General features: G+C 66.6%; 16 protein-coding genes. 1 reads left to right on the top strand and 15 read right to left on the bottom strand.

Annotated elements, in window-relative coordinates; translation table 11 throughout:
- The 13 genes from rpsC to DI269_RS16255 all read right to left on the bottom strand — a co-directional run.
- Positions 1-759: 30S ribosomal protein S3 (gene rpsC / locus DI269_RS16315; RefSeq protein WP_112137664.1), on the bottom strand; the 759-nt coding region annotated here is incomplete at its 3' end.
- Positions 759-1,226, bottom strand: coding sequence for a 50S ribosomal protein L22 (gene rplV / locus DI269_RS16310; RefSeq protein WP_112137662.1), 468 nt, complete (start codon positions 1,224-1,226; stop codon positions 759-761). The genes rpsC and rplV, both read right to left, overlap by 1 nt.
- A 36-nt stretch (positions 1,227-1,262) precedes the next feature.
- On the bottom strand, positions 1,263-1,544 hold the full coding sequence (gene rpsS / locus DI269_RS16305; protein ID WP_112137660.1) for a 30S ribosomal protein S19: 282 nt from the start codon (positions 1,542-1,544) through the stop codon (positions 1,263-1,265).
- 3 nt (positions 1,545-1,547) lie between these two features.
- On the bottom strand, positions 1,548-2,390 hold the full coding sequence (rplB, locus tag DI269_RS16300) for a 50S ribosomal protein L2 (protein WP_112137658.1): 843 nt from the start codon (positions 2,388-2,390) through the stop codon (positions 1,548-1,550).
- A gap of 22 nt (positions 2,391-2,412) precedes the next feature.
- Positions 2,413-2,727, bottom strand: coding sequence for a 50S ribosomal protein L23 (gene rplW, locus DI269_RS16295; RefSeq protein WP_112137655.1), 315 nt, complete (start codon positions 2,725-2,727; stop codon positions 2,413-2,415).
- A complete protein-coding gene (rplD, locus tag DI269_RS16290; RefSeq protein WP_112137653.1) occupies positions 2,724-3,374 on the bottom strand; it encodes a 50S ribosomal protein L4 in 651 nt (216 codons plus the stop codon). The genes rplW and rplD overlap by 4 nt, the downstream gene beginning before the upstream one ends.
- Before the next feature lie 2 nt (positions 3,375-3,376).
- A complete protein-coding gene (rplC, locus tag DI269_RS16285; protein ID WP_112137650.1) occupies positions 3,377-4,024 on the bottom strand; it encodes a 50S ribosomal protein L3 in 648 nt (215 codons plus the stop codon).
- Between the two features lie 7 nt (positions 4,025-4,031).
- A complete protein-coding gene (gene rpsJ, locus DI269_RS16280; protein WP_026922761.1) occupies positions 4,032-4,340 on the bottom strand; it encodes a 30S ribosomal protein S10 in 309 nt (102 codons plus the stop codon).
- 392 nt (positions 4,341-4,732) lie between these two features.
- Positions 4,733-5,926 (bottom strand): elongation factor Tu, encoded by a 1,194-nt coding sequence (gene tuf / locus DI269_RS16275; RefSeq protein ID WP_112137648.1) that lies wholly within the window; start codon positions 5,924-5,926, stop codon positions 4,733-4,735.
- A 126-nt stretch (positions 5,927-6,052) separates the two neighbouring features.
- Positions 6,053-8,158 (bottom strand): elongation factor G, encoded by a 2,106-nt coding sequence (gene fusA / locus DI269_RS16270; protein ID WP_269814173.1) that lies wholly within the window; start codon positions 8,156-8,158, stop codon positions 6,053-6,055.
- Positions 8,159-8,179: 21 nt separating this feature from the next.
- Positions 8,180-8,650, bottom strand: coding sequence for a 30S ribosomal protein S7 (rpsG, locus tag DI269_RS16265; RefSeq protein ID WP_030155149.1), 471 nt, complete (start codon positions 8,648-8,650; stop codon positions 8,180-8,182).
- A 2-nt stretch (positions 8,651-8,652) separates the two neighbouring features.
- On the bottom strand, positions 8,653-9,024 hold the full coding sequence (rpsL, locus tag DI269_RS16260; RefSeq protein ID WP_091053661.1) for a 30S ribosomal protein S12: 372 nt from the start codon (positions 9,022-9,024) through the stop codon (positions 8,653-8,655).
- 615 nt (positions 9,025-9,639) lie between these two features.
- Positions 9,640-9,987 (bottom strand): hypothetical protein, encoded by a 348-nt coding sequence (locus DI269_RS16255; protein ID WP_112137642.1) that lies wholly within the window; start codon positions 9,985-9,987, stop codon positions 9,640-9,642.
- Positions 9,988-10,040: 53 nt separating this feature from the next.
- Here DI269_RS16255 and DI269_RS16250 point away from each other — a divergent pair, with 53 nt between their 5' ends.
- Positions 10,041-10,229: a hypothetical protein gene (locus DI269_RS16250; protein WP_112137640.1), complete on the top strand. Its 189-nt coding sequence runs from the start codon at positions 10,041-10,043 to the stop codon at positions 10,227-10,229.
- Here DI269_RS16250 and DI269_RS16245 read toward each other — a convergent pair whose 3' ends face one another.
- Both DI269_RS16245 and DI269_RS16240 read right to left on the bottom strand, forming a co-directional pair.
- Positions 10,230-10,526, bottom strand: coding sequence for a hypothetical protein (locus tag DI269_RS16245; protein WP_198667478.1), 297 nt, complete (start codon positions 10,524-10,526; stop codon positions 10,230-10,232). It lies immediately after the preceding gene.
- Positions 10,526-10,834, bottom strand: coding sequence for an AbrB/MazE/SpoVT family DNA-binding domain-containing protein (locus DI269_RS16240; protein WP_332871970.1), 309 nt, complete (start codon positions 10,832-10,834; stop codon positions 10,526-10,528). Before DI269_RS16240 ends, DI269_RS16245 begins: the two co-directional genes overlap by 1 nt.
- Positions 10,835-10,945: the final 111 nt, after the last annotated feature.

Below are 10,945 nucleotides of genomic sequence, written 5' to 3'. Positions count from 1 at the left end.
CTGCGCGGCGGCTCCGCGGCCACCACGGCCGCGACCACCGCGGGCGGCGCCACCGGCACCGCCGCGGCCACCGCGTCCACCGCGGTCGGGACCGGAGTCGCGACGGCGCTGCACCTGCTCGGCCTGCTCCTTGAGCGTGGCCTCACCCTTGTAGATCCACACCTTCACGCCGATGCGGCCGAAGGTCGTGGCGGCCTCGAACAGGCCGTAGTCGATGTTCGCGCGCAGCGTGTGCAGCGGGACCTGGCCCTCGCGGTACTGCTCGGAACGGCTCATCTCGGCGCCGCCGAGGCGGCCCGAGCACTGCACCTTGATGCCCTTCACGGTGGGGTTGCGCATGGCCGACTGAATGGCCTTGCGCATCGCCCGACGGAAGTTCACACGGCTGGACAGCTGCTCCGCGACGCCCTGGGCCACGAGCTGCGCATCGATGTCGGGGTTCTTGACCTCGATGATGTTCAGCTGGACCTGCTTGCCCGTCAGCTTCTCCAGGTTGCCGCGCAGACGATCGGCCTCGGCGCCCTTGCGGCCGATGACGATGCCCGGGCGGGCGGTGTGGATGTCGACGCGGACCCGCTCGCGGGTGCGTTCGATCTCCACCTTGGAGATGCCGGCGCGCTCAAGGCCCTTGGTCATGAGCTGGCGGATCTTGACGTCCTCACCGATGTACTCGGCGTACTCCTTGTCGGCGTACCAACGCGACGTCCAGTCGGCGCTGATGCCGAGGCGGTACCCGTGAGGGTGGATTTTCTGACCCATTACTCGGTCTCCTCCTTCTCAGCGTTCTCGGACTTCGCGTCGGCCTCGACCGGCTTCGGCGCAGTAGCGGCCTTGGGGCGGCGGACCGACGGAGCGGCACCGGCCTTGGCCTGCACGGACTCGACCACCACGGTGATGTGGCTGGTGCGCTTGTTGATCCGGTACGCACGACCGTGGGCGCGCGGACGGTACCGGCGCATGGTCGGGCCCTCGTCGACCTTGATCTCGGACACCAGAAGCGATTCCGGGTCCAGACCGAGGTTGTTCTCGGCGTTCGCCTGAGCCGACGCGATGACCTTGTAGACCACTTCGGCCGCGCTGAAGGGCGCGAACTCAAGGGTCGTCAAGGCCTCGTCCACAGGCAGGCCACGCACGAGGTCGACGACGCGGCGCGCCTTGCGAGGTGCTACGCGGACGTACCGCGCCACCGCGCGCGCCTTCGGAGCCTCCTGCTCCACTGTTGCCATCGTTCTAATCCTTCGTTCGTTTCTCAAACCCGTGGCCTAGCGGCGACGGCTCTTCCGGTCGTCCTTGTCGTGCCCGCGGAACGTGCGGGTGGGGGCGAACTCGCCGAGCTTGTGCCCGACCATGTTCTCCGTGACGTAGACCGGAACGTGCTTGCGACCGTCGTGGACGCCGAAGGTCAGCCCGATGAAGTCCGGGGTGATCGTCGAACGGCGCGACCAGGTCTTGATGACGGTCTTGCTCTTGGTCTCGATCGCCGAGTCCACCTTCTTCTGAAGGTGGTCGTCGATGAACGGGCCCTTCTTGAGACTGCGGCTCATGGTTTACTTGCCCCGCTTCCGGCTGGCGTTGCGACGACGGACGATGAGCCGGTCGTTCGGGTGGTTCCTCTTCCTGGTGCGTCCCTCGGGCTTGCCCTGCGGGTTCACCGGGTGGCGGCCACCGGACGTGCGGCCCTCGCCACCACCGTGCGGGTGGTCGACCGGGTTCATGACGACACCGCGGACGGTCGGGCGCCAGCCCTTCCAGCGCATGCGGCCGGCCTTGCCCCAGTTGATGTTGCCCTGCTCGGCGTTGCCGACCTCGCCGATCGCGGCGCGGCAGTTGACCAGGACCAGGCGGATCTCACCGGAGGGCATGCGCAGGTGCGCGTACTTGCCTTCGCGGGCGAGCAGCTGGATCGAGGCGCCGGCCGAGCGGCCCAGAGCGGCACCGCCGCCGGGCTTGAGCTCCACCGCGTGGATCGTCGTACCGACCGGGATGTGACGCAGCTCCAGCGAGTTGCCGGGCTTGATGTCGGCCTCCGGGCCGTTCTCGATCAGGTCACCCTGCTTGATCCCCTTGGGGGCCAGGATGTAGCGCTTCTCGCCGTCCGCGTAGTGCAGGAGGGCGATGTTCGCGGTGCGGTTCGGGTCGTACTCGATGTGCGCGACCTTCGCCGGCACGCCGTCCTTGTCGTGACGGCGGAAGTCGATCACCCGGTAGCGGCGCTTGTGGCCGCCACCGCGGTGACGCGTCGAGATCTTGCCCGAGTTGTTGCGGCCGCCGGTCTTGGTGATCGGGCGGACCAGCGACTTCTCGGGGGTCGAACGGGTGATCTCGGCGAAATCGGAGACGCTGGAGCCACGACGCCCGGGCGTCGTCGGCTTGTACTTGCGAATAGCCATATCGGTTAACTCCCTGCGTCTCTTAGGCGATCTGTCCGCCGAAGATCTCACCGAGGCGACCGGGGTCGCCTTCGACGGTGACGATCGCGTGCTTGACGCTCTTGCGCTGGCCCCAACCGGTACGGGTGCGCTTGCGCTTGCCCGAGCGGTTCAGGGTGTTGACGCTCTTGACGTCCACGTCGAAGATCTGCTTGATCGCGATCTTGATGTGGCTCTTGTTGGCGCGCGGGTCGACCTCGAAGGTGTACTTGCCCTCGCCGAGGAGGGTGTAGGTCTTCTCCGAGATGACCGGCTTGAGAATGATGTCGCGCGGGTCGGCGACGGTCACTTCGCTCACGCCGCGACCTCCTGATCGGTCCGGTCCGCGATGAACGCCTCGATGGCGGTCTCGCTGAACACGATGTCCTCGTTGTTGAGCACGTCGTAGGTGTTGACCTGGCCCCACTGGAGCAGGTGCACCCCGGGGAGGTTGCGCAGGCTCAGAGCCGCGGTCTCCTCGTCGCCGGACAGGACCACGAGGACCTTCTTCGCGCCGGTGATCGCCTCGACGGCGGCCTTCGCGCTCTTGGTCTTCGGGGTCTCGCCGTCGACGAACGCGTCGATGACGTGCACGTTCTCGCCGCGGACCCGGTCGGTGAGGGCACCCGCGAGAGCGGCGGCCTTCATCTTCTTGGGGGTCCGCTCCGCGTACGAGCGCGGCTGCGGGCCGTGGACGACGCCGCCGCCCGCGAACTGCGGGGCGCGGGTCGAACCCTGGCGGGCGCGGCCGGTGCCCTTCTGGCGGTACGGCTTCTTGCCGCCGCCGCGGACCTCGCCGCGCGTCTTGGTCTTGGCCGAGCCCGAACGGGCGGCGGCCAGCTGCGCCGTCACGACCTGGTGCATGAGCGGGATGTTCGGCTCGACGTCGAAGATCGACGCCGGCAGCTCGATGGTCTTCCCGGTCTCCTCGCCAGAGGCGTTCTTGACGTTGATTTCAAGGCTCATGGTTATGCCACCTGCTTCACTGCGGAGCGGACGAGCACCAGGCCGTTCTTCGGTCCGGGCACGGCACCCACGATGAGCAGGAGCCCGCGCTCGGCGTCGACCGCCTGGACGCGCAGGTTCTGCGTGGTGTGGCGCGAGCCGCCGTGGCGGCCGGCCATGCGCATGCCCTTGAAGACGCGACCGGGGGTCGCGCAGCCGCCGATGGAGCCGGGGGCGCGGTGGACCTTGTGCGCACCGTGGCTGGCGGGGAGACCGCCGAAGCCGTGGCGCTTCATGACGCCCGCGAAGCCCTTGCCCTTGGTGGTGCCGGTGACGTCCACGATCTGGCCCGCCTCGAAGGCCGTGGCCTCGATGGTCTGGCCGAGCTCGTAGTCGGCGGCGTCCGAGGTGCGCAGCTCGACGAGGTGGCGACGCGGAGCGACGCCGGCCTTCTCGAAGTGGCCCTGGAGCGGCTTGGTGACGTTCTTGAGTTTGATGTCGCCGAAGCCCAGCTGGACGGCCGAGTAGCCGTCGACGTCGGGCTTGCGGACCTGGGTGACCACGTTCGGGCCGGCCTGCACCACAGTGACGGGAACGGCGCGGCCGTTCTCGTCCCAAACCTGGGTCATGCCGAGCTTGGTGCCCAGGATTCCCTTGATCTGCCTGTCCATTGGTCCCCTACAGCTTGATCTCGATGTCGACGCCGGCCGGGAGGTCAAGGCGCATCAACGAGTCGACCGTCTTCGGGGTCGGGTCGAGGATGTCGATGAGGCGCTTGTGCGTGCGCATCTCGAAGTGCTCTCGCGAGTCCTTGTACTTGTGCGGCGACCGGATGACGCAGAAACGGTTGATCTCGGTCGGCAACGGCACCGGGCCGGAGATGGCAGCACCGGTACGGGTGACCGTCTCCACGATCTTGCGGGCCGAGGAGTCCACGACCTCGTGGTCGTAGGCCTTCAGCCTGATGCGGATCTTCTGTCCCGCCATGATTCCTAACCTAACGTAAATTGGCTGTTCAGACCGCTCCACGCGGTCGGGCGTGTCGCGAGTTCGAGACTGGCACGGGCACGCGAATGCCCTCTTACCGGCCTTCTTGGCTCGCCCGCCTGCCCGTCGTGAACGGTCCCTCTCGGCACAGCAACAGCGCCTACTCGGGCCCGCGGGCCGGGCGTGAGCACCGCGCACGTCAATAGCGCGCTGGTGCGAACGCAACCTGAACATTATGCCTGCTCCCCCGAATGCCCAGCAAGCTGGGGTCGGGGAACAGTGGGACAGGTTACGCGGATGCAGCTTTCACAGCGTCCGGAGCGTCACAGGGCGACGGATCCCGGAAGCGAATGAACCGGGGCGACTCTCGCGAGCCGCCCCGGTATGCGGTCTTACTTGACGACCTTGGTGACGCGGCCGGAACCGACCGTGCGGCCACCCTCGCGGATCGCGAAGAGCAGGCCCTCGTCCATGGCGATGGGCTGGATGAGCTCCACCTTCATGTCGGTGTTGTCACCCGGCATGACCATCTCGGTGCCCTCGGGGAGGGTCACGACGCCGGTCACGTCGGTGGTGCGGAAGTAGAACTGCGGGCGGTAGTTGTTGAAGAACGGGGTGTGGCGTCCGCCCTCGTCCTTCGACAGGATGTACACCGCGGCCTCGAAGTCGGTGTGCGGGGTGGTCGTGCCAGGCTTGACGGCGACCATGCCGCGCTCGACCTCTTCGCGCTTGGTGCCGCGGAGCAGGAGGCCCACGTTCTCACCGGCGCGCGCGTCGTCGAGGGTCTTGCGGAACATCTCGATCGCGGTGACCTTGGTCTTGATGGCGCCCTCGCGGATGCCGACGATCTCGACCTCCTCGTTGGGGAGGAGCACGCCGCGCTCGACACGACCGGTGATCACGGTGCCGCGACCGGTGATCGTGAAGACGTCCTCGATCGGCATCAGGAACGGGAGCTCAGTGGCGCGCTCCGGCTCCGGAACCGAGTCGTCGACGGCCTGCATGAGCTCGGCGACGGCGTCGACCCACTTCTGCTCGCCTTCGAGGGCGCCCAGAGCGGAGACCTGCACGACCGGGGCGTCGTCGCCCGGGAAGTTCTGGTCGGACAGCAGCTCGCGGACCTCCATCTCGACGAGTTCGAGGATCTCCTCGTCGTCGACCATGTCGGCCTTGTTGAGCGCCACGACGACGTAGGGCACGCCGACCTGGCGGGCGAGCAGGACGTGCTCGCGGGTCTGCGGCATGGGGCCGTCGGCGGCGGACACGACCAGGATCGCGCCGTCCATCTGGGCGGCACCGGTGATCATGTTCTTGATGTAGTCGGCGTGACCGGGGCAGTCGACGTGCGCGTAGTGCCGAGACTCGGTCTGGTACTCGACGTGCGAGATCGAGATCGTGATACCGCGCTGGCGCTCCTCGGGAGCGTTGTCGATCTCGTCGAACGGCGTGTACGGGTTGAGGTCCGGGAACTTGTCGTGCAGGACCTTGGTGATCGCCGCGGTGAGCGTGGTCTTGCCGTGGTCGACGTGACCGAGCGTGCCGATGTTCACGTGCGGCTTGGTCCGCTCGAACTTTTCCTTAGCCACTTCGTCCTCCTGTGGACTGGGTAAATCTGGTTTGACTTATCTGACCTATTGCGTCGCTTCGGATTTCAGCGCCTCTGCTGGCAACAGGTGGTCAGCGGTCCCGCCCAGGCTCGGGCGGGGAGCCGCTTACTCGCCTGTCGCCTTGGCGATGATCTCCTTGGCGACGTTCGTCGGGACTTCGGCGTAGGTGTCGAACTGCATCGAGTAGTTCGCGCGCCCGGCCGTCTTCGACCGCAGGTCGCCGACGTATCCGAACATCTCCGACAGCGGCACGACGGCCTTGACCGTGCGGTCGTTGCCCCGCTCGCCCATCTCCTGGACCATGCCGCGACGGGAGTTGATGTCGCCGATGACATCGCCCATGTTGTCTTCAGGGCAGATGACCTCGACGGCCATCATCGGTTCGAGCAGCACCGGACGAGCCCGCTTCGCGGCCTCCTTCAGCGCCATCCGACCCGCGATCTTGAAGGCCATCTCCGAGGAGTCGACCTCGTGGTACTGACCGTCGATCAGTTCCATCTTCACGCCCACCAGCGGGTAGCCCGCCAGGACGCCGTCTTCGAGCGCGGACTCCGCGCCGGCCTTGACCGACGGGATGTACTCGCGCGGGATGCGGCCACCGGTGATCTTGTCGTCGAAGGCGAAGATCTCGTCCTCGTTCGACTTCATCTCCAGCGGTTCGAGGTTGACGAGCACGCGCGCGAACTGACCGGAACCGCCGGTCTGCTTCTTGTGCAGGTACTCGACCTTCTCGATCCGCTGGGTGATGGTCTCGCGGTAGGCCACCTGCGGCTTGCCGATGTTGGCCTCGACGTTGAACTCCCGCTTCATGCGGTCGACCAGGATGTCGAGGTGCAGCTCGCCCATGCCGGAGATGATCGTCTGGCCGGAGTCCTCGTCGGTCTTGACCCGGAAGGTCGGGTCCTCTTCGGCGAGGCGCTGGATCGCGGTGGCCAGCTTGTCCTGGTCGGCCTTCGACTTCGGCTCGATGGCCACGTCGATCACCGGCTCCGGGAAGATCATCGACTCCAGGATCACCTGGTCGTTCGAGTCGCTCAGCGTGTCACCGGTGGTGGTGGCCTTGAGGCCCTGCACCGCGATGATGTCGCCGGCCTGCGCCTCCGAGCGCTCTTCGCGCTTGTTGGCGTGCATCTGGTAGATCTTGCCGACGCGCTCCTTGCGGCCCTTGGTCGAGTTGATGACCTGGGTGCCGGTCGAGACCGTGCCGGAGTAGATCCGGACGTAGGTCAGACGACCGAGGTGCTTGTCGGTCTGGATCTTGAACGCCAGCCCCGCGAAGGGCTCCTCGACGTCCGCGTGACGCGCGGCCGGGGTCTCGTTGTCGGTGAGGGTCCCCTGGATCGCCGGGATGTCGAGCGGGCTCGGCAGGTAGTCCACGACCGCGTCGAGCAGGGGCTGAACGCCCTTGTTCTTGAACGCGGTGCCGCAGATGACCGGGTTGATCTCGTTCGCGATCGTGGCCTTGCGGATCGCGGCCTTGACGTCGGCGACGGAGATCTCCTCGCCCTCCAGGAAGCGCTCGGCGAACTCGTCGTCGACGTCCGAGAGGGTCTCCAGGAGCTTCTCGCGGTACTCCGCGGCCTGGTCGGCCAGGTCCGCGGGGATCTCCTCGATCTCGTAGTGCTCGCCGAGGTCGGTCTCGCCGCGCCACACCTTGGCGTGCATCTCGACCAGGTCGACGACGCCGATGAAGTCGGCCTCGTTCCCGATCGGGAGCTGGATCACCGCGGTGTTGGAGTTCAGGCGCTCCTGCATCATCTCGACGCAGCGGAAGAAGTTCGCACCGGTGCGGTCGAGCTTGTTGACGAAGCACATGCGCGGGACGTTGTACTTGTTCGCCTGGCGCCAGACGTTCTCGGTCTGCGGCTCCACGCCGGCGACACCGTCGTAGACGGCGATCGCGGAGTCGAGCACGCGCAGCGAACGCTCCACCTCGACGGTGAAGTCGACGTGGCCCGGCGTGTCGATGATCTGGATGACGTGGTCGTCCCACTCGCACTTGGTAGCGGCGGAGGTGATGGTGATACCACGCTCCTGCTCCTGCTCCATCCAGTCCATGGTCGCGGCGCCGTCGTGGACCTCACCGATCTTGTGCGACACGCCCGTGTAGTACAGGATGCGCTCAGTGGTGGTGGTCTTACCGGCGTCGATGTGGGCCATGATGCCGATGTTGCGGAGCTTGGCGAGCGCCGCGTTAGCTTTGTTAGCCACGATCTCTCAGTCTCTCTGCGACTACCAGCGGTAGTGCGCGAATGCCTTGTTGGAATCGGCCATCTTGTGCGTGTCCTCGCGCTTCTTGACCGCGGCGCCGAGGCCGTTCGAGGCGTCGAGGATCTCGTTCGTCAGGCGCTCGACCATGCTCTTCTCGCGGCGGTCGCGGGAGTAGCCCACGAGCCAGCGGAGACCGAGCGTGGTGGCGCGCTGCGGGCGCACGTCGACCGGGACCTGGTAGGTCGCGCCGCCGACGCGGCGGGAGCGGACCTCGAGCGTCGGCTTGACGTTGTCGAGGGCGCGCTTGAGGATCACCACGGGGTCCGAGTCCGCCTTCTTGCGGCAGTTCTCGAGGGCCTCGTAGACGATGCGCTCGGCGAGGCGGCGCTTGCCGTCCTTCAGGACCTTGTTGATCAGCTGGGTGACGAGCACCGAGTTGTAGACCGGGTCGGCGGTAAGCGGCCGGCGCGGCGCGGGACCTTTACGCGGCATGCCTACTTCTCCTTCTTCGCGCCGTAGCGGCTGCGGGCCTGCTTGCGGTCGCGGACACCCTGGGTGTCGAGCGCGCCGCGGATGATCTTGTAGCGCACACCGGGGAGGTCGCGGACACGACCGCCGCGGACCAGCACGATGGAGTGCTCCTGGAGGTTGTGGCCGACGCCCGGGATGTAGGCGGTGACCTCGGTGCCGTTCATGAGGCGCACGCGGGCGACCTTGCGCATGGCCGAGTTCGGCTTCTTGGGCGTGGTGGTGTACACGCGCGTGCACACGCCACGCGCCTGCGGGCTGCCCTTCAGCGCGGGCGTCTTGTTCTTGCTGGTCTTGGCCTGGCGGCCTTTGCGGACCAGCTGCTGGATAGTCGGCACTAGGCGGACCCCTCTCAACAGTCGACGGTTGCGTATTCCTGTGTCAGCGCCATCTGTCCCCCACGGCTGGGCCGCGCACGAATGCGCAGCTCAGGTGTCGTGGGTTCCCGTCCCCCGCGTTCGGGCGTGTCGCGTCTCTCCGGACCCATACCCGCCGCAACGCGCAGACCGAAGTCCGCTGTCTGGCGAGTTCAGACGCGTTCGTGAAGCGATCTCCTCGGAGACCGGCTAAAGAGCCGTGTTCACGAAGCCCCCAGTGCGAGGGATGCGTGCCGATGGCGCCGGCCTGCGGGACCGAAGTCCCACTGCCTTGCAGGCACGCAACCTGGCCTGGCTCTCACGGGGACCGAGCTGCCGGAGTTGACAGGGCCACCATGCCGCTCAAAGCGGTGTCCAGGCGCAAGGGAGAAGCCTACCTAGCCTAACGAACAAGGTCAAAGCCGATTTCGCCCCGAGCGGCATCCGTGTTCAGTGTCACGGATACCGGGACGAGGGGCGATGTCCCGTTCGAATCGGTGCGGTAAGCACACCTCGGCCATCTTATCTCGCGGGACGCGCCCGCCCCGCGCGGGGAGCCCGGTAGGAGTGCTTGTTCACCAGGGCTTCCCCCGGATGTCAGGCGACGTCCCCGCCGTACGGCACCTGCCCCGCCGACCGGGCCATCCCCAGCACCCAGACCAGCAGCGCCGCAACCACGATCGCCCCCGCGATCCCGATCGCGACCCACGCGGTCCGCCTGATCCCGGCCAGCCGCGACGCCCCCAGCAGAAACCCCTCGGAGGCCCGGATCTCCGCCTCGGCCTGCCGCGCCAGCATGAGCGCGATCACCGCCGGAACCGCCCCGCCCACAAAGACGGACAGCGCCGCCCCGACCCCGGCGAGCATCCTCGCCGCCACCACTTTGGTCGACTCCACCGGCTCCGGATCATCCGGATGCCGAACCCCCTGCTGCACCTGCACCACCCGCCCATCCTATTGGGGTTGCGCCGCATCCCGGGACGAGGGAACATCCCCTCATGACAAACCGCCCAAGCGATGAGGAACTCAAGGAACAGTACAAAGAAGCGTGGGACGAATGGTTCGCCTCAGAAGACGCCGAACTCTGGGACTCGACCATCGGCGACGGCCTGGAAGACGAGCCCGGATGGGACAGCCTGCTGCCCGCCCGGAACGACGACAGCGGCGGCGCTACGCGCCGCCGCTGATCACGGGTTCTTGAAGATGTCGTGGGTGCCCACACGACGCCAGACGACGTGCACTTCGCCCTCGACGACCTCTTCCCCATACGCCCAAGTCGCTCGACCATCGGGAGCCCAGGTCAGTTCATAGATGCCGTCATGCCCTTGGAGCCCCTTCACTCGAAGCCCAGGGCGGGGTTGGCGACCTTCTTTGAGATCTTCGACAAAATCCTTGACCGACTTTCTCAACCGAGCCCGCTGGTCGGCATCGAGCTTCGCTTGGTCGCGCTTGAACTTCTCGGTCCGATCAAAGGTCGGCGCCATCAGAGCGGATTCTCACGATCCAAGTCATCGAACATTTCGTCGATGTCGTAGTAGGTCTTCGTACGGCCGGCAGCAATGTCAGCAGAGGCCTCGCGCTCGCCGGCCTGCCACTCCGGCGTCCAGAACCACCGCTGGTCGGCGGGTATCTCCACGATGCCCTCCGCCGTGACGCGGCCGTCCTCTCCGACATGGAACCTGATCTGGTCGCCTTCTTTGACATGCAATGCCATTTGAACCTCCTTGGGGAGCGTGGCCTGGCCCTTTTGGCGAATTCGGACCGTGTAGGACTTGGCCGAATTCCGCTTCATACCAGGCTTCCCTGCCATCAGATCCTCCCCAGGAATTTCTTACTATGCGACTATACCACAATGTGAGCTCTTGTGAAACGCCGGTGGGCCGGTGGCGCGAAGCGCCACCGG

Source organism: Glycomyces dulcitolivorans, assembly GCF_003265355.1.
GTDB classification, from domain to species: domain Bacteria; phylum Actinomycetota; class Actinomycetes; order Mycobacteriales; family Micromonosporaceae; genus Glycomyces; species Glycomyces dulcitolivorans.
The sequence above is the reverse complement of the archived record's forward strand: the minus strand, read 5'-3'. Positions and strand labels throughout refer to the sequence as shown.